Source organism: Rhodococcus tukisamuensis NBRC 100609 (genome assembly GCF_001894985.1).
Classification (GTDB): Bacteria; Actinomycetota; Actinomycetes; order Mycobacteriales; family Mycobacteriaceae; genus Rhodococcus_G; species Rhodococcus_G tukisamuensis.
In genome coordinates, this window is the sequence record NZ_BCXG01000009.1 from 153,083 (window position 1) to 170,297 (window position 17,215).

Genomic DNA, 17,215 nt, shown 5'->3' on the forward strand with positions numbered 1-17,215 from the left:
TCCGCCCGAGTCGAACGTCTCGTTCGCTCGGGCGGAGTCGGCTGGTGAGGGACTTCGGTTGGTGAGGGGCTAGGGGTTGGGGACGGGCACCGGCACCGGCACGGCCGCCGGGTCGATGGGCTTGGCCTCGAGTGCAGCCGCCACGGCGCCGGACGCGTCCTGCAGGGGGCTCGGTCCCAGGCCGTACGGGACGGTCAACGCCACGTAGACGCCGCGGTCGACGGCGAACCAGGTGCTGGCGTCGAGGCCCTCGCCGCCGGGGATCTCGAACCACTGCACCCCGTCGATCACCTGCAGCGCGCTCGCCGCGTTGAACTCGCCCGGCCGGTCGACACCGCAGCGCAGCACGATCTCCTGGGCGTCGACGTTCTGCCAGGCCGCGGCGCCCTCGGGCGCCGGGTCGACGAGTTCTGCGCGGTCGAAGTCGCCGAGCTGCTTGGGCAGTGAGCCGACCAGGCTCGCGCACTCGGGGGAACCGGCGGCCGCGGCCGGGACGGTGCCCAGCGCGACGGGTTCGAGGACCGGGTTCTTGCCGGCCATCACCGCGGCGACGACGATGCCCACGACCGTCGCCACCGGCAGGGCCACCGCGGCGGCGATCAGTGCCGGGTTGCGGCGGGTGGGCGAGTCCTCGGTGTCGGTGGAGTCTGGGGGCTGGGTGGGTTCGGTCATCGTCCTGTGCTCTCAGTCATCCGGCTGGCCGACGCGCGGGTGCGTCCACCTCGGTGATGGAGCCCTTCTCGGCGCAGTGCCACGGTGACCTCGGTAGAGTCGCCTTGGCTCTGGTTCGCGTCGTGCGTGGCCGGGGCAGTCCCGGCTGCCTTCCCAAGGTACCGCAGTGTGATTTCTCGGAGGTGCGCCATCAACTCGACGGATCCGGACGCCGGTCGTACGGTCGCCGACGTCGGTGAGTTCGCGGTGATCGACCGTGCGGTGGCCGGTCGCGTGCAGCCCGCGTCCACGTTGCTGGGGCCGGGAGACGACGCCGCGGTGGTCCGCGCCGCGGACGGCCGGGTGGTGGCGTCGACCGACATGTTGGTGCAGGGCAGACACTTTCGGCTGGACTGGTCGAGCCCGGAGCAGGTCGGGCGCAAGGCGGTGGCGCAGAACGGTGCCGACATCGTCTCTATGGGTGCCTGGCCCACCTCGTTCCTGGTGGCGCTCGGTTGTCCCGCCGACACCCCGGTGTCGGTGACGGACGCGCTGACCGACGGGATCTGGTCCGAGGTGGCCGAATTCGGGGCAGGCGTGATCGGCGGCGACATGGTGCAGTCCGAGCAGGTGGTGATCTCGATCACGGTGCTCGGTGACCTCGGCGGCCACGAACCGGTGCTGCGGTCGGGCGCGCGGGCCGGTGACCAGGTGGCGGTCGCGGGCCGGCTCGGCTGGTCCGCCGCGGGGCTGGCCGCGCTACTCGCCGGCTCGGCAGACTTTCCGGAACTCGTTGGTGCGCATCAGGTTCCGACGCCACCCTACCGATGTGGGCCGGCGGCCGCGCGGGCCGGCGCGACCGCGATGACGGACATCTCCGACGGGTTGGTGGCGGACCTCGGGCACCTGAGTGTGGCCTCGGGTGTCGGCGTCGACCTCGACGCGAACCTGCTCGAGCCGGATGCGCAGCTGCGGTCCGCCGCCACCGCACTCGGCGCCGACGCGCGGGAGTGGGTGTTCACCGGTGGCGAGGATCACGCGTTGGCCGCGACCTTCCCCGCCGGTGCCGCGCTGCCGGAAGGCTGGCGACGGATCGGCGTGGTGCGCGCGGGTGACGGGGTTCACGTGGACGGCCGCAGCTGGGCCGGCGCCGGCGGGTGGCAGAGCTTCTCCTAGGCCTCGACCGGCAGCCGCTCGCTGTCATCGGGAGCCGTCGATTCGGCGCAGTCGAGTGCCCGTGGTGCCAGACCCTTCTCGATCAGGAATGCCATCAGTCGTGTGACCGTGGTGCGGGCCGCGGTGAGCTGGGTGATCTTGGCCGACTTGGGATCGCTGAATGCCGAGAGGTGATTGATCTGCCCGGACAGCTGGATCTCTGCATTCGCGAGTAGGTACCAGAGTTGTTCGTCGTACTCGAGGTCGAGCAGCTTGCGTGCATACTCGGTGGCGACCCGCAGGACGAGGGTGACCGCGTCCGGAATGACGTGGTCGACATCCGAGCTGCCGGCCACCCCGGTGGCGGCGACGGCGGCTCCGGTCGAGGCGAGACCGCCGAGCAGTGCGAGTCCGCCGACCATTCCGCCGGGCCCGAAGGCGGCCAGGCCGCCCGTGATCGCCGCTGCCCCGAACACCGAGGCGGGTGCGGCGACGGCAAGACCGACCGGACCCGCCGCGACGAGCGCCACACCCGCCGCGACAGTGAGGACGCGCCCCCACGGAACTCCGCCTCGGCGGTCGACCGACTGTTGTACCTCGGTGATGGCCCTGCCGATCTTCTCCCCGGCATCCCGCCGAAACCCGAGGGCCTCGGCGATCTCGGGCAGCGCGTCGAGCGGCGCCCTGGCCACGTCGATCTCGAACGGTTCGACGACATTGGTGACGGCGAGCGCGACGAGGGCGTTGACCGCTCGGGACAGATCCCAGCGTTGCGGCAGTGCGGGCATCTCGCCGCCCTGAAGCGCCATGAGCTCGGGTGCCGGGGGACGGCCTTCTGCCGCGGCCTGCTCGGCGAGTCGGGCCGCAACATTGTCGCGGGTCATGTCGAGCGCGGATCGATAACGGGTCGCGCGGTCCTTGTCCTTGATGCACCGGGCCACCAACTGGGCGTAGTGCAGGACCAGTAGCGCGGACGCCTCGGAGTCGGTGAGCCGGACCGCCACCGCGGAACTACGCAGTGCGACAACCTTTGTCGGATACAGCAGATCGGCGATCAGTCGGGTGGCGGACTCGTGGCCGAGGTAGGCGGCCGCAGAGTGTTCCAGGAGGCCGACTTCGATCCTGAAATCCTGCGCGGCAGTGAAGGTGGCACCGAGGCCGCGTCCGCCGGTGACGTGGTCGCCGATGTTGAGGAAGTTTGTCCAGTCGTCGACACGCCGGTACGGGAACTTCTTGAGCAGGCGTTCACTTCCCTCGTGCAAGACCTTCGCGTTCGCGGGGCTGCCGATGGTGATGAATCGACGGACGTGCACTTCCGCCGGGAGGTGATCGAGGAGGTCGATGGCGATGACGCTGCCGAGACTGTGGCCGATCAGCATGATCTCGCCGGTGGCCGGGATCTGGTCGAGGATTCGTCGTAGCACGGCGCCGCGCACCGCCTCGCTGCCGACGTAACGCCTGACCTGAGGCAGGTCGAAGCGGTTGACGAAGCGGAGAGCGGCCTGTCGGGTGGGGTCGAGGACCTGCTCGGGCACGCGGTGGAAACCGACTGTCGAGGACACCGGATCGAGTCCGAGTACCCGGCGGACTCGGGCCTGTCGACGCTCGAACTCGCGCCGGCCGGTTGTTTCGTCGCCCGCCTTGTAGGTGGTGGCCGGGAGCTTCGCCGAGATCCCGTCGGTAGAGAGGAAGGATGCGTAGCGAGGCGCGCAGGTGTCCGCCTGATCGATCGGCTCGAACCGATCACGGACGAGGCCCCGGTTGAGCCCCTCGAGCCACCCGGCGGCCGGGTCGCCGTCGCCGATGCCGTGCAGGAAGACAATCTTCACGTTCAATCCCCTTTGTGATCCGTACGGCAACCCGGCGCAGAATATCGGACGCCGCCGACGCCGGGACCTTGCCGCCGCCGCACGTGGCTAACATGCACCCATGACCGTCTACGCCCTCGGCGACCGCGTGCCCGACATCCATCCCGACGCCTACGTCCATCCCGACGCCGTCGTCATCGGCGCGGTGACCCTCGCGGCCGGTGCCTCGGTCTGGCCCCAGGCGGTCCTGCGCGGGGACTACGGGACGATCAGCATCGGCGCGAACACCAACATCCAGGACGGCACCGTCATCCACTGCACCATGGTGGACGCGACCGTGATCGGTGCGGGCTGCGTGGTCGGCCACAACGCGCACATCGAGGGGGCGGTGATCGGCGACGACTGCCTGATCGCGTCGGGCTCGGTGGTGCTCAACGGTTCGCGGATCGGCGACGGGGCGATCGTCGGCGCGGGCGCGGTGGTGCCGTTCAATTTCGAGGTGCCGGCACGGCGGATGGCGCTCGGCGTGCCCGCGAAGATCCGCGAGGGCTACGAGGTGCCGCTCGGGCACGTGGAGCTGAACGTGAAGATGTACGCGGCGAACTCCGCGTACTACCGCGAGTCGCTGCGCAGGCTGGACTGATGGCCGGGGCGTGCCTGGACGAACTCGTGGAACCGGGTTGGGCGCGGGCGCTGGACCCGGTGGCGGATCGGGTTGCCGCGATGCGGGAGTTCCTCCGCGAGGAGACCGAGCAGGGCCGCGGCTACCTGCCCGCGGACGAGCTGGTGCTCCGCGCGTTCGCGCAGCCCTTCGACGACGTGCGCGTCCTGATCGTCGGGCAGGATCCGTATCCGACCCCGGGACATGCAGTGGGACTGAGCTTCTCGGTGGCGCCGGATGTGCGGCCGGTGCCACGCAGCCTCGTCAACATCTTCACCGAGTACACCGAGGACCTGGGCTTTCCGACGCCCACGTCGGGTGACCTCACCCCGTGGGCCGCCCGCGGCGTGCTGCTGCTGAACCGGGTGCTCACCGTGCAGCCGGGGGAGGCCGCCTCGCACCGGCGCAAGGGCTGGGAGCAGGTCACCGAACAGGCGATCCGGGCGCTCGTCGAGCGCCGCGGCCCGGACGGGACGCCGCGCCCGGTGGTGGCGATCCTCTGGGGCCGCGACGCGGGAACGCTCAAGCCGATGCTCGGCGCCGCCCCGGTGATCGAGTCCGCCCACCCGTCGCCGCTCTCCGCCCGCCGCGGGTTCTTCGGGTCGCGCCCGTTCAGCCGGGTCAACCAGCTTCTCGACGGACTCGGGGAGAAGCCGGTCGACTGGCGGCTGCCCTAGAGGCCCGCGAAGTCCGCGCGGCGCTTCTCCACGAACGCGTTGACACCCTCGCGGCCCGCGGGGGACTCCGCGGCCACAGCGATCGACGCGGTCTCCGCGTCGAGCTGCTCGGAGAGGGTGGCCTGCCCGGACCGGGCGAGGAGCTTCTTGATGCCGACGTAGGAACTAGTCGGCCCCGCGGCCAGGGTGCGCGCCACCCGCAGCGCCTCGTCCTTGACCTCGTCGTCGCCGACCAGGCGGCTGAGCATGCCGAGCCGGGCGGCCTCCTCGCCGCTGATCACGGCGTCGGTCAGTAGCAGCTCACGGGCCTTGGCGATGCCGACGATCCGCGGCAGCGACCAGGACATGCCGCCGTCCGGGGTGTAGCCGATCGAGGGGTAGGCGGGGCGCAGCTTGGTGGCGGGACCGCCGATGGCGATGTCCGCGGCGCACACCAGGCTCATCCCGGCGCCGGTTGCCCAGCCGTGCACGGCGGCAACCACTGGGACCTCGGTGGCGTCGAGCTCTCGGACGAAGTCGTGCAGCGTCCCGGCGAGGCCGCCGACGAACGCGCCGCGGTCCTCGGCGTTCGCGAATGCGCGGACGTTGCCGCCGGCGCAGAAGTTGGCGCCCTCGCCGACCAGCAACACGCTGCGGGCGGCGATGGTGCCGGCGCTCAGTGCGCGGAGCGCGTGGGTGCCTTGGGCGACGCCGTCGAAGTCGAGAGAGGTGCCGTTGGCGTCGGTGGCGATGGCAATGCGGAGAACGTCGCCTTCGAGGCGCACCTGGCTGAGGTCATCGAAGAAAGTCACTCGACGACCATATCTGTCGTCCGGAGCGCAACCTGCACCGCGGACCGACTGGTAGGACTACCGTGCTCCCGATGTGCGTGCCCCGGACATGACTGTGCCCCGACACCCAAAGGGTGCCGGGGCACAGTCGATGCGCTGAGAGGTATCAGCCGCGGACAACCTTGCCTGCCTTGAGGCAAGAGGTGCACACGTTGAGCCTCTGACGGTTACCGGTTCCAACCTGGGCCCGGACAGTCTGAATGTTCGGGTTCCAGCGACGGTTGGTACGCCGGTGCGAGTGCGAGACCGACTTACCGAAGCCGGGCCCCTTGGCGCATACGTCGCAGACGGCAGCCATAGTCGCGAACTCCTTGATTTAAGTGAATGGAAACTGAAATTGTCTTGCAGGTGGAGCGATTGAGCCTGCCTACGAACAGGAGACACTGAAGCGACCCTTGCGAGGCAACCCCGAAAGACTAGCCGTATTTGCCTCGATTGACCAAACCGGCCTCGCCTGCGCATCGCTCGGGGCGCACTGTCCGACCCGACCGCTAGTCTTGCGAGGTCGACAATACCCACTCGGGCGGAGGAAACGAAGCGACGTGTTCAAGGCCCTGGACAGCGTGGACGGTACGGCCCTGGGGCGCTGGGCGCGGGCCTGTGTGGACGGCCTCGAGAGCCGTTGCGACGAGATCAACCGGCTCAACGTCTTCCCGGTCCCGGACTCCGACACCGGCACCAACCTCCTCGTCACGATGCGTGCGGCGGCCGCCGAGGCCTTGACGGCCGCGGACGCGTCGGTGAGCGAGGTCGCGGCCGCCCTGGCCCGCGGGGCAGTGGCGGGAGCCCGTGGCAACTCCGGCGTGATCCTCTCCCAGGTGCTGCGTGGCATCGCGGAGGCCGCCGACTGTGGGCGCCTCGACGCCGCCACCGCCCGGTCCGCGCTGAACGAGGCCTCGGTTCTCGCCGCCGAGGCGATCAGCGTGCCCGTCGAGGGCACCATCGTGACGGTGTTGCGGCACGGGGCCGCCGCCGCCAGCGCCTGCCCGCACGACACCCCGCTGTCCGACGTGGTCCGCGCGGCTGCGGACGCAGCCGCCGAGGCGCTCGCCCGAACCCCGTCCCAGCTCGCCGCCCTCGGACTGGCCGGCGTCGTCGACGCGGGCGGCCTGGGCCTGGTGGTGATCCTCGACGCGCTGGTCGGCGTGGTGACGGGCGAGACCCCGCAACGGGCCGACCTCGGCGTGGCGGTGCCCCGGGCGCCGGTCGTCGAGGTCGAGGTCCCGACGCCGGACTGCGTGGATCAGGCGGACGACCAGGACTACGAGGTGATGTATCTGCTCGCCGACAGCGACGATGTGCGGGTCGGCGCGTTGCGGTCCGACCTCGACGCGCTCGGCGACTCGGTGATCATCGTCGGTGACGGGGCCGGTGTGTACTCCGTGCACGTGCACTGCGCAGACCCCGGTGCGGCCGTGGAGGCGGGTCTGGCCGCCGGCCGCCCCCATCAGGTCCGGATCTCGTGCTTCGTCCTCGACCAGCGTCGCCGCCACGGCCCGGCGCCGGCCACCACCCGCGGCATCCTGGCGGTGGTCGCGGGTGCGGGTGTGGCGGACCTGTTCGAGGAGGAGGGCGCCGAGGTGCTGCGGTACGAGCAGTCGGTGACCCCCGGGCAGTTGCTCGCGGCAATCCGCGACGTCGGGCACGGCGAGGTCCTGGTGCTGCCGAACGGTGCCCTGTCTGCACAGGAACTGGTGGCCGTCAGCGTGGCGGCCCGCAACGAGAACCATTCGGTACTGATGCTGCCGAGTTCGTCGACGGTGCAGGGGCTGGCGGCGCTGGCCGTGCACGACCCGTCGCGGGTCGCGGCGGACGACGCGTTCACCATGTCGGAGGCCGCGGCCAACACCCGGTGGGGGTCGCTGCGGATTGCCCCGGAACGGGCCCTGACCCTGGTCGGCACCTGTGAACCCGGCGACGGTCTGGGCCTGATCGGTCACGAGGTGGTGGTGATCGCGCCCGATGCGTCGGAGGCCGGCAGGCGACTGCTGGACCAGGTGCTCGGGGTGGGCGGCGAGATGGTCACCCTCTTGCTCGGCGTCGCCGCGCCGGACGGACTCGCGGACATGCTCATCGACCACGTCGACCGGCACCATCCGGGGGTGGAGGTCTTGGTCTACCCCGGTGGCCAGGACGGCGACCTGCTGCAACTCGGCGTCGAGTAGGGACGAGAAGGAACATTGGCAACACTGACGGATCGACTCGACCACCTGCTCGGACAGAAGACGGCGGACGCACTGGCCGAGGTCTTCGACATCAGCACCGTGCAGGACCTGCTGCGGCACTACCCGCACCGCTACGCGACCCGGGGCACGGGGCTGGTGGACCAGCGCCCGGAAGAGGGCGCGCACCTCACCGTCGTCGCGCGGGTGAGCAAGACGGACCTGCGGGCAATGCGGTCCGGGCGCGGCTTCCTGCTCAAGGCGACCCTGGTCCCCGACCAGAAGGACGCCGCCGACCAGCAGAGCATCGACGCCACCTTCTTCAACGGGCAGAAGGTCAAGCACCTGGTCCGCACCGGCACCCGGGCGATGTTCTCGGGCAAGGTGAAGTACTTCAACAACAAGCCCGAGTTGACCCACCCGAGCTACCTGCTCCTGCCGGAGCCGGGCGAGGAGGACATCGTCTCGGGCAGCATCCGCGGGGCGGGTGAGCTGGCGGGGATGGCGCGCAGCGCGCAGGACGGCTCCGGCGTGGACATGTCGGTCTTCGAACGCAGCCTCATCCCGCTGTACCCGGCGACCCGCGACGTGGAGAGCTGGACCCTGATGCGGTGCATGCGTCAGGTGCTGGACCAACTCGACGACGTGGAGGACCCGCTGCCCGAGTCGGTCCGGCGTGAGCACGGCCTGATCGGGCTGGACGAGGCCCTGCGCCTGGTGCACCTGCCGGAGACGCAGGAGGAGGTGGTCCGGGCCCGTGAGCGGCTCCGGTTCGACGAGGCCGCGGCGCTGCAGCTGGTGCTGGCGCAACGTCGGCACACCGCCGAGGGCCGCGTCGCCCCGGCCTGCCCGCCGAAGCCGCACGGCATCGCCGCGGCGTTCGACGCGATGCTGCCGTTCACCCTCACCGACGGCCAGCAGGCCGTGGCGGAGGAGATTTCGGCGGACCTGACCCGTCCACACCCGATGAACCGCCTGTTGCAGGGCGAGGTGGGCTCGGGCAAGACCATCGTTGCGCTGCGGGCCATGCTGCAGGTGGTGGACAGCGGACACCAGTGCGCGTTGCTCGCCCCCACCGAGGTGCTCGCCGCCCAGCACGCGCGGTCGATCCGTCAGATGCTCGGAAACCTCGGCACCGCAGGGGAACTCGACGCCGCCGGGAATGCCACCCGGGTCACCCTGCTGACCGGGTCGATGCCCGTCGCGGCGCGCCGGACGGCCTTGCTCGAGGCGGTCACCGGTGACGCCGGCATCGTGATCGGGACGCACGCCCTCATCCAGGACGGCGTGGAGTTCTTCAACCTCGGCATGGTGGTGGTCGACGAGCAGCACCGCTTCGGTGTCGAACAGCGCGACGCCCTGCGCGGCCGCGCCCGCGAGGGACTGAGCCCGCACCTGCTGGTGATGACCGCGACGCCGATTCCCCGGACCATCGCGATGACCGTGCTCGGCGACCTCGAGACCTCCACGCTGCGGGAGCTGCCGCGGGGCCGGTCGCCGATCGTCAGCCGGGTGGTCTCCGCCAGCGAGAAGCCGGCGTGGGTGGACCGCGCCTGGGAACGCATCCGCGAGGAGGTCGCGCAGGGCCGGCAGGCGTACGTGGTGTGCTCCCGGATCGGAGAGGGTGACGAAGAAGGGCCCGACGCGAAGGAACAGAACACCGTCGCGGCGCTGGCGCTGTTCGACGAGCTCCGCTTCGGCGCGCTCTCGTCGCTGGAGGTGGGGCTGTTGCACGGCCGGCTGCCGTCCGACGAGAAGGATGCCGTGATGAAGGACTTCACGGCCGGCCGGATCGACGTGCTGGTGTGCACCACGGTGGTGGAGGTCGGCGTGGACGTGCCGAACGCGACGGTGATGGTGCTCCAGGACGCGGACCGGTTCGGCGTCAGTCAGCTGCACCAGTTGCGTGGCCGGGTCGGCCGCGGCGGGCACCAGGGCCTGTGCATCCTGATCACGGAGATGAGCCCCCAGTCGCCCGCGTACCAGCGGCTCACCGCGGTCGCCGGCACCAACGACGGCTTCGAACTCGCGCAGCTGGACCTGGCGCAGCGGCGGGAGGGTGACGTGCTCGGCGCCGCCCAGTCCGGCAGCCTGTCGACGCTGCGCCTGCTCTCGCTACTGGACCACGAGGACGTCATCGAGGCGGCCCGGGAGTTCGCGCAGAAGGTGGTGACCGCGGACCCCGAGCTGACCGCGCACCCCGGCCTGGCCTCGATGGTCACCGCCGCGCTGGCGATCGACAAGATCGAATTCCTGGAGAAGTCCTAGGCGCTGGGCGGGGTGTCGCGCAGGAGGGCCTCCTGCATCACCGAGGCGACGAGTACCCCGTCCTCGGAGTAGATCTGGCCCCGGGCCAGGCCGCGGCCGCCCGACGCGTTGGGGACCTCCTGGGTGAACAGCAGCCACTCGTCGGCGCGGAACGGGCGGTGCAGCCACACCGCGTGGTCGAGCGAGGCCACCTGGCGCGGGGTGGAACTGGTGCCCCGGGTCAGGTTCACGGTGCGGACCAGGTTGACGTCGGAGATGTAGGTCAGCGCGCACGTGTGCAGCAGGCTCTCGTCGGGCAGGTCGTCGCGCACCCGGACCCAGAACCGTTGCCGCGGGCCGTTCCCGACGTCGGGCAGGCCGACGGTGCTGTCGCCGACGAACCGGAGGTCGAGGACCAGCGCCGGCACCGGGGGTTCGTCGTCGAACCAGGCCGTCCACTTGTGCTTGTCGGCGGTGAGCTCCTCCGGCCTGGGCACCTGCGGCATCGTCGGCTGGTGGTCGGTGCCGGCCTCGGGGACCTGGAAGGACGCGGAGAGGCTGAAGATCGCCTTGCCGTCCTGCTCGGCGGTGACCCGTCGGGTGGTGAAGGAACCGCCGTCCCGGGTGCGGTCGACGTGGTACTCGATCGGCTGGTCCGTGCGTCCGCCGCGGATGAAGTAGCCGTGCAGGGAGTGTGCCACCCGTTCCTCGCCGACCGTGTGACCGGCGGCGATCAGCGACTGCGCGGCCACCTGTCCGCCGAACGCGCGCATCGGGGACCCCGAATGGCAGGTCCCGCGGTAGACGTCCGCACCGAGAGGTTCCAGGGTCAACAGCTCGACGAAGTCCCGTGCAGAGTTCATGACGACACAGTATTGCCACGAGAGCGCCGACATGGCCATGGCGCTGGGTGTTTACTGGAATTCGCGACCGCGTTGCGCTCCGCACTCCGACGAGACGGGACGGGTGGGTCATGGGCAGAGCTGGCTCGTTGCCACGTTCGAGGTCTGTCGCGTTCGCGGCCGCCGCCGTGCTGTGCGCGTCGCTCTCGGCGGCTCCGGCCGGTGCGGTGCAACGGGCCCAGCCGGCGTCCCAGCCCGGTTGCGCCTGGCAGTTCATGTCGGACAGTCAGGTGCTCAACGTGGCGTTCCCGGACGTCAACGCGACGTACTGGGTGCTGCCTTACGCACTGACCCCCGACGAGCGCATCGAGTTGAGCGGCACCTTCCCCGACGCGCGTTACATGTCCCTGAACACCTACGGCACCGACTTCGGGACCGTCGACACGCTGCGGGACAACCAGATCGCACCGGACCCCGGCAGCGGCAACCCGTTTGCCGATCCCGCCGCGGCGGCCGCGCCCGAGTCCGCACGGCGTTGGCATGCGACGGTGGTGCCCGGCGCCGCCGACCACTCGGTCAACCAGATCCGGGGCCTGCCCGCCGCCGGCCAGTCCGCGCCGCTCGGGTTCCTGATCATCCGGGTGTACGTCCCCGACGACCCGAACTCGGCGCCCGGCGGCGTGCCGCTACCGGACGTGACGCTGGTCCGTGGCAACGGCGCGGTCCGGACACCGGTGCCCACCTGCGCGGCGGCGTTCGACCCCGCGGCCGTGCAGAACGGTCCGGTCGGTCAGGCACTGACGGCGGCGTTCGACAACGTCATCGCCGGCGCCGCCTCCGGCGCCTTCCCGGGCGGCGTGCCCGAGGCCACCTTCGTCAACCCGGCCAGCACGTCCGGGCTCTTCCCCAACGGCGACAACAAGTACCTCGGCGCCGGCCTGACCTATCGGCCCGGCCGGATCGTGGTGGTCCGCGGCCGGGCCCCGACCTTCCCGGACACCCGCGCCGGCGCGCTGCCGACCGAGCCGGGCACCCAGGTCCGCTACTGGTCGATGTGCCAGAACGACCAGGTCTCGCCGTACCCGGTGGTTGCCTGCGCGGCGGACTTCCAGACCCGGGTCGACCACGCGGGGAACTACACCTACGTGGTGGCCGCGCCGGCCGACGTCCCGCCGCGAGCCCAGGCGGATCCGACCGTGACGGTCCTGCCCTGGGGTTCGACGGCGGTGCCGCGGAAGGTGCTGTTCATGCGGCACATGCTGCCGAGCCAGCAGTTCTACCCGCAGTCGGTGCAGGCCTCGCAGGACCAGCACACCGACCCGGCGGCGAGCATGGGTGCGTACTACCCGGAGGCGACGTACTGTTCGACCGCGACATTCGAAACAGGCGGGTACGGAGCGTGTTTCGGCGGGGGCTGATGCGCTCGGAAGGGTGGGGGCGTAGCCGCCAGGCAGTGGGCCAGGTGTTCCGGATCCGTGATCGTGGCGAGTTCGTCGAGTGTCGGTCGCCGACGCGAATGAAGGGGTACCGACTCCCTTCCATTTTCAATTTATAGCCGACCCCGGGGCTTGCGGCAAGGCCCGGGTGGTGCCGCAGAATCGCTGGCCAGGCCAAAACCTACGGACTTCGGAGCTGATGCTGTGAGCCCTCTGACCACCAGTGCGTTCGACCTTTCCGACCGCCTCGCCCCCAAGGCCGACCCGACGCTGATCGCCGACGACGAGCGGCACTTCGCGGCCCTCGCGGACAGTCTCGAGAGGTCCGTCGCGGACCTGTCCAACCGCATCGACGCGGAGCGAAAGGCGCCCCGCCGAATGGGCCAGGAGGCGATGGAGCGGGACATGATGGTCCACCGGCTGGGCGCCGAGCTGCGCGCCCTGCGTCGCTACGGCCTGGACCTGTGCCTCGGACGCATGGTCGGCGCGGACGACTCCGAGCCCGTGTACGTCGGACGACTCGGCCTCATGGACGGCGCGGGCAACCAGCTGCTGGTCGACTGGCGCTCGCCCGCGGCCGAGCCGTTCTTCGGGGCGACCCACGCCAACCCGATGGGCCTGGCCAGCCGCCGCAGGTATCGCTGGGCCCGTGGCCGGGTCAGCGACTACTGGGACGAGGTGTTCACACCCGACGGGTTGGAGGGCAACGCCGCGCTCGACGACCAGTCCGCCTTCATCGCCAGCCTGGGCAGCAACCGGTCGCCCCGGATGCGGGACGTGCTCGGCACCATCGCGGCCGACCAGGACGCCATCGTGCGCGCGGGATCTCGCGGCGCGCTCGTCGTCGACGGCGGTCCCGGCACCGGCAAGACCGTCGTCGCGCTGCACCGAGCGGCGTACCTGCTCTACTCCGACCCCCGGCTCCGTCACGGCGTGCTGTTCGTCGGTCCGCACGAGCCCTACCTCGCCTACGTGGCCGACGTGCTGCCCAGCCTCGGCGAGGACAGCGTGCAGCTGTGCACCCTGCGCGACCTGGTCGCCGAGGGTGCCGCAGCCCGGGACGAGACCGACCCGGAGCTGGCCCGCCTGAAGTCGTCGGCGGATCTGGTGAAGGCGATCGAGGAGGCCGTCAGGTTCTACGAGCAGCCGCCGACCAAGGGGATGACGGTCGCGTCCGAGTGGTCCGACATATGGCTCAGCCCCGACGACTGGGCCGAGGCGTTCGGGGCACCGGAGCCGGGGACCCCGCACAACGAAGCCCGCGAGCAGATCTGGGAGCTGCTGCTGACGATCCTGGTGGACAAGCACGACGGTGCCGTCCCGGCTGCCCAGCTCCGGAAGTCGCTGCAACGCAACGACGAACTGCGCACCACCCTCGACAACGCATGGACGCTGATCGAGGCGGCCGACCTCGTCGCCGACCTGTGGTCGGTGCCCGCCTACCTGCGCAAGTGCGCGCCCTGGCTCAGCCCCGACGAGGTTCGGAAGCTGCAGCGCGCGGACGCGAAAGCGTGGACTGTCTCCGACCTGCCGCTGCTCGACGCCGCACGGCAGCGGCTCGGAGATCCCGAGGCGTCACGACGTCAGCGTCGGTACAACGCCGCCGTCGCGGCCGAGCGCGAGCAGCGGTCCAGGGTCATCGACGACCTGATCGCGTCCGACACCTATGCCGACGGCGAGGGCCTGATGACGCAGCTGCGGCAGCAGGACCTGCAGGAGATGCTGGTCGACGAGGCCGCGCTGCCTGCCGTCGACCCGACTCGCGTCAGTCAAGATGCGCTCGCCGGTCCGTTCGCGCACATCGTGGTGGACGAGGCGCAGGAACTGACCGACGCGCAGTGGCGGATGCTGCTGCTGCGCTGCCCTTCTCGGAGCTTCACCATCGTCGGTGACCGCGCCCAGGCCCGGCACGGGTTCACGGAGTCGTGGCAGGACCGGCTCGCGCGGATCGGGCTCGACCGGATGGACCTGGCCTCCCTCAGCATCAACTACCGGACGCCGGCCGAGGTGATGGCCGAGGCCGAGCCGGTCATCCGGGCCGCCCTCCCGGACGCCAACGTGCCGACCTCCATCCGCAGCAGCGGCATCCCCGTCGCCCACGGGTCCGTCTCGGACCTGGACGCGGTCCTCGACACCTGGCTCGCGGAGAGTGCCGACGGGATCGCCTGCGTCATCGGCACCGGTGACGTCGGCAGCAGGACGTTCCCGGCGACGACCCGCGTCCGGTCGCTGACCCCGGAGCTGGCGAAGGGCCTCGAGTTCGACCTGGTCGTCCTGGTCGACCCCGAGCAGTTCGGTGACGGCATCGAGGGGGCGGTCGACCGCTACGTCGCGATGACCCGGGCGACCCAGCGACTCGTCGTCCTCACAGGCCGTCACCGGTCGCGTCGCGAAGAACAAGCGCCGGCGGTCAGGGGACCGTCCAGGCGCCGGCGCCGGGCAGAAGCATGAGTGCCGGGTACCCGGGCGGGCCGGTCGGCACCGTGACGGCGGCGAAAACGGTTCCGGGCCCGGTCTGGGCCTCGACGCTCGGATACCCGAGGTACGCGATCCCGGCCGCGCCGGTCGAGATGTTTCGCCAATGAATGAAGACGCAGCAGTAGCGGTCGTTGGAGAATCGCGTGACGCCCGGCGTCGCCGGGTCGGTGCTGGCGGTCACGTACATGCTGCCCCCGGTGGGGAGTCCGGGCGGATTCATCCACCCGACTCCTACGACGGGAATGGGGAAGACGGTGTCGGTCGGCGCGGCGGCGGCCGGCTGTGCAGCGACGAGCAGTGCGATGCCGGCTCCGGCGACGATCGATACCCGGCGTAGACGGTGACGTTGTCTCATCGACCGACCTCCCGGCCCGGCGGCCCGCACCGGTCCCGGGCGCGCCGGTAGCGCTCGTAGATCACGCGCGAGCCGAACGTCCGGGTCTCGACCAGATTCAAGCACCAGACGTCGGCGAACGCCGACCTGAGGTCGTCGTCGCGCAGCGACGGATCCGTCTCCCAGGGCAGCATCGTCTCGTAAAGTCTACGGCCGCAAAGATAACCGCCGAGCTCGCGCACCTGCGCGGTGTGGAAGCGAAACTGCTCCTCGTCGGGAACCGTCCACCCGAACGCGCCCTCGCGGTCGGCGATGAAGCCGTCCACCGAGACGCTCATCGAGTAGATCAGCATGGCTTCGAGCTCGGCCCGCCGGAGCGACGGGCGATGATCGCGATGAAGTTCACCAATGGGCGTGACATCGGCTCCGTCCTTCTGCAGGCTGCTCTGGCACAGCTGGCGACCGGTCGCGAGGCGAAAGCTTGTCGTCGTAGGCGGTCCAAGCGATCGTACGGCCATCGTCTGCGCCGCATTGAGAATATATTTGCTGGAAAATTGCTATGTTTCGAATTATCGTTGGTTACCCAGCCCCGTCCGGGGGCAGTTCCGGACGCTGGGGCGAATCGGAGGGGTGGTCGCCATGTCTTCACGTACAACAGCCGCCGGCAAGTTCAAGACGTCACGCATCGCGGTTGTCGCCATCTTGACGGCAGGGATTCTCGTGACCGGCGCCAAGAGATATCGGTGGCCAGTTCTGCGATAGGCCGACGGTATCGGGCATCGATCCGGTTCGTGGGCCGCCGGATGCGGCAATTCTCCCTGTCTGAGGGTGGGCGAATTGCCATCCGTTGGCTGTTGGAGGATCTGCCGTTCGATCGGCGAATGATGGTGAGCGAATGCGGCCGTGGAGGAAGCGGGGCGAGTAGCGCAGGACCGATCCGATTGTCCGGGAGACGTCCTGTGCTTCTGTCGATGCTCCAGAGATTCGAATGCCTGCATGGAGCGACTCGGTCCGGTCCGGTGACCGACGTGGGAGGAGTGCCGGCACGCGCCAGGACTCGGGGCATCGAAAGTTCCCAATCCTCTTGTAACGGCCACGCATCCATTGCCGACATTGGGGATGGGAAGCAGTCGGGGGCGGATTGTTCGGCACCCCCTTGGCCCACCACAGGGCACCAACCAGGAGGGGGATATCGACATGGGCATTTCAGCCAAACGCGCAATAGCTGGGGGCGTGGCCGCGGTCGCGATCGGTATCGGAGTGGCGGCACCGGCGGGCGCAACGACGGATCCGCCGGCGCCCGTCACCACTTTCGCCGCGGGCGCAGGTGTCGGCGACATTGCCGCGCCCCAGGGGATGACGAGCCAGGCACTGATCGCGGCTTGGAACGCGGGGGTTCCGATCTACGAGGAGGTCGGAACCAAGGATTACCCCGGTACGAAGTCGAGCAACCCCAGGACCGAGTATCGGCGGGTGTTCGACATCAACGCGCTCAGCTCGCCTACGACGAAGTTCGTGGGTGCGGGACCGGTGGCGCCGGACACCTTCTGGGTGGATCCCGGCGTCCTGACCAGTTGGATCCGGGTCAACATGCGTGAGTCTTGGCATGCGAACGTCGGGAGCCCGATCTGGGAGTCCGACCTCACCGAACTGAAGTTCACCAGGAGCCCGCTGGTGAAGCTGCCCGACGGCGGACCTGGCGTCGGCATTGCGCTCGTCACGTACGCCACGGGCTCTTCCTGAGAGCCCCGACAAAGCCTCCGCCCCCGCCTCGACGAGGCTGGGGCGGAGGCTGTTCGGTTCCGAGGATCTGCAGTTCCCACTGCACGAGGTCGAGTGCGTCGAGCCGGAACCTGCAACTCGGTGCGTCGTACCGGTAGTTGGCCGGTGTTCACCCGTTTTGGGGGATGCGCCCGGCGCTGCGGGTGCCGAGG

15 protein-coding genes are annotated in these 17,215 nt (G+C 70.2%); 8 read left to right on the top strand and 7 right to left on the bottom strand.

Features of this window, described 5'->3' with window-relative positions:
* Positions 1 to 69 precede the first annotated feature (69 nt).
* Entirely contained in the window at positions 70 to 672 is a 603-nt protein-coding gene (locus tag RT2_RS12725) for a DUF3515 domain-containing protein (protein ID WP_072845151.1), read from the bottom strand.
* A 246-nt stretch (positions 673 to 918) separates the two neighbouring features.
* Between RT2_RS12725 and RT2_RS12730 the strand changes: the two genes are divergently transcribed.
* Positions 919 to 1,827 (top strand): thiamine-phosphate kinase, encoded by a 909-nt coding sequence (locus tag RT2_RS12730; RefSeq protein ID WP_245709386.1) that lies wholly within the window; start codon positions 919 to 921, stop codon positions 1,825 to 1,827.
* Here the strand turns inward: RT2_RS12730 and RT2_RS12735 are convergent.
* Positions 1,824 to 3,635, bottom strand: a complete 1,812-nt coding sequence (locus tag RT2_RS12735; protein WP_072845152.1) for a lipase family protein — start codon at positions 3,633 to 3,635, stop codon at positions 1,824 to 1,826. The genes RT2_RS12730 and RT2_RS12735 overlap by 4 nt on opposite strands.
* Before the next feature lie 100 nt (positions 3,636 to 3,735).
* Between RT2_RS12735 and RT2_RS12740 the strand changes: the two genes are divergently transcribed.
* Positions 3,736 to 4,257 carry a gamma carbonic anhydrase family protein gene (locus RT2_RS12740; protein WP_072845153.1) on the top strand — a complete coding sequence of 174 codons (522 nt, stop codon included), beginning with the start codon at positions 3,736 to 3,738 and terminating at the stop codon, positions 4,255 to 4,257.
* Positions 4,257 to 4,952, top strand: coding sequence for a uracil-DNA glycosylase (locus RT2_RS12745; RefSeq protein ID WP_072845154.1), 696 nt, complete (start codon positions 4,257 to 4,259; stop codon positions 4,950 to 4,952). Before RT2_RS12740 ends, RT2_RS12745 begins: the two co-directional genes overlap by 1 nt.
* Here the strand turns inward: RT2_RS12745 and RT2_RS12750 are convergent.
* Together RT2_RS12750 and rpmB are read right to left on the bottom strand one after the other, a co-directional pair.
* Positions 4,949 to 5,743, bottom strand: a complete 795-nt coding sequence (locus RT2_RS12750; protein ID WP_072845155.1) for an enoyl-CoA hydratase/isomerase family protein — start codon at positions 5,741 to 5,743, stop codon at positions 4,949 to 4,951. The two genes, RT2_RS12745 and RT2_RS12750, sit on opposite strands and share 4 nt — an antisense overlap.
* A gap of 145 nt (positions 5,744 to 5,888) precedes the next feature.
* Complete coding sequence (gene rpmB, locus RT2_RS12755; protein ID WP_072845156.1) at positions 5,889 to 6,080, bottom strand: 50S ribosomal protein L28; 192 nt, start codon at positions 6,078 to 6,080, stop codon at positions 5,889 to 5,891.
* Positions 6,081 to 6,324: 244 nt separating this feature from the next.
* Between rpmB and RT2_RS12760 the strand changes: the two genes are divergently transcribed.
* Together RT2_RS12760 and recG are read left to right on the top strand one after the other, a co-directional pair.
* Positions 6,325 to 7,947 carry a DAK2 domain-containing protein gene (locus tag RT2_RS12760; protein ID WP_072845157.1) on the top strand — a complete coding sequence of 541 codons (1,623 nt, stop codon included), beginning with the start codon at positions 6,325 to 6,327 and terminating at the stop codon, positions 7,945 to 7,947.
* A 15-nt stretch (positions 7,948 to 7,962) separates the two neighbouring features.
* On the top strand, positions 7,963 to 10,212 hold the full coding sequence (gene recG / locus RT2_RS12765) for an ATP-dependent DNA helicase RecG (RefSeq protein WP_072845158.1): 2,250 nt from the start codon (positions 7,963 to 7,965) through the stop codon (positions 10,210 to 10,212).
* Here recG and RT2_RS12770 read toward each other — a convergent pair.
* Positions 10,209 to 11,054 (bottom strand): acyl-CoA thioesterase, encoded by an 846-nt coding sequence (locus RT2_RS12770; protein ID WP_072845159.1) that lies wholly within the window; start codon positions 11,052 to 11,054, stop codon positions 10,209 to 10,211. The two genes, recG and RT2_RS12770, sit on opposite strands and share 4 nt — an antisense overlap.
* 110 nt (positions 11,055 to 11,164) lie before the next feature.
* Between RT2_RS12770 and RT2_RS12775 the strand changes: the two genes are divergently transcribed.
* Together RT2_RS12775 and helR are read left to right on the top strand one after the other, a co-directional pair.
* Positions 11,165 to 12,451 (top strand): hypothetical protein, encoded by a 1,287-nt coding sequence (locus RT2_RS12775; RefSeq protein WP_072845160.1) that lies wholly within the window; start codon positions 11,165 to 11,167, stop codon positions 12,449 to 12,451.
* A 222-nt stretch (positions 12,452 to 12,673) separates the two neighbouring features.
* Positions 12,674 to 14,920: an RNA polymerase recycling motor ATPase HelR gene (gene helR, locus RT2_RS12780; protein ID WP_072845161.1), complete on the top strand. Its 2,247-nt coding sequence runs from the start codon at positions 12,674 to 12,676 to the stop codon at positions 14,918 to 14,920.
* On the opposite strand, the gene RT2_RS12785 is transcribed toward helR, so the two are convergent.
* Positions 14,880 to 15,302, bottom strand: a complete 423-nt coding sequence (locus RT2_RS12785; RefSeq protein WP_072845162.1) for a hypothetical protein — start codon at positions 15,300 to 15,302, stop codon at positions 14,880 to 14,882. The genes helR and RT2_RS12785 overlap by 41 nt on opposite strands.
* Complete coding sequence (locus RT2_RS12790) at positions 15,299 to 15,799, bottom strand: dihydrofolate reductase family protein (RefSeq protein ID WP_245709355.1); 501 nt, start codon at positions 15,797 to 15,799, stop codon at positions 15,299 to 15,301. Before RT2_RS12790 ends, RT2_RS12785 begins: the two co-directional genes overlap by 4 nt.
* 679 nt (positions 15,800 to 16,478) lie before the next feature.
* Between RT2_RS12790 and RT2_RS12795 the strand changes: the two genes are divergently transcribed.
* A complete protein-coding gene (locus RT2_RS12795; protein WP_139191204.1) occupies positions 16,479 to 17,024 on the top strand; it encodes a hypothetical protein in 546 nt (181 codons plus the stop codon).
* The last annotated feature ends 191 nt before the right edge of the window (positions 17,025 to 17,215 follow it).

Excerpts from the sequence above, each read along its gene's own strand:
- RT2_RS12785 (WP_072845162.1), bottom strand. The coding sequence starts at position 15,302 with ATGAGACAACGTCACCGTCTACGCCGGGTATCGATCGTCGCCGGAGCC.
- RT2_RS12770 (WP_072845159.1), bottom strand. The coding sequence starts at position 11,054 with ATGAACTCTGCACGGGACTTCGTCGAGCTGTTGACCCTGGAACCTCTC.
- RT2_RS12775 (WP_072845160.1), top strand. The coding sequence starts at position 11,165 with ATGGGCAGAGCTGGCTCGTTGCCACGTTCGAGGTCTGTCGCGTTCGCG.
- RT2_RS12725 (WP_072845151.1), bottom strand. The coding sequence starts at position 672 with ATGACCGAACCCACCCAGCCCCCAGACTCCACCGACACCGAGGACTCG.
- RT2_RS12795 (WP_139191204.1), top strand. The coding sequence starts at position 16,479 with ATGGGCATTTCAGCCAAACGCGCAATAGCTGGGGGCGTGGCCGCGGTC.
- RT2_RS12740 (WP_072845153.1), top strand. The coding sequence starts at position 3,736 with ATGACCGTCTACGCCCTCGGCGACCGCGTGCCCGACATCCATCCCGAC.
- RT2_RS12790 (WP_245709355.1), bottom strand. The coding sequence starts at position 15,799 with ATGGCCGTACGATCGCTTGGACCGCCTACGACGACAAGCTTTCGCCTC.
- RT2_RS12745 (WP_072845154.1), top strand. The coding sequence starts at position 4,257 with ATGGCCGGGGCGTGCCTGGACGAACTCGTGGAACCGGGTTGGGCGCGG.
- rpmB (WP_072845156.1), bottom strand. The coding sequence starts at position 6,080 with ATGGCTGCCGTCTGCGACGTATGCGCCAAGGGGCCCGGCTTCGGTAAG.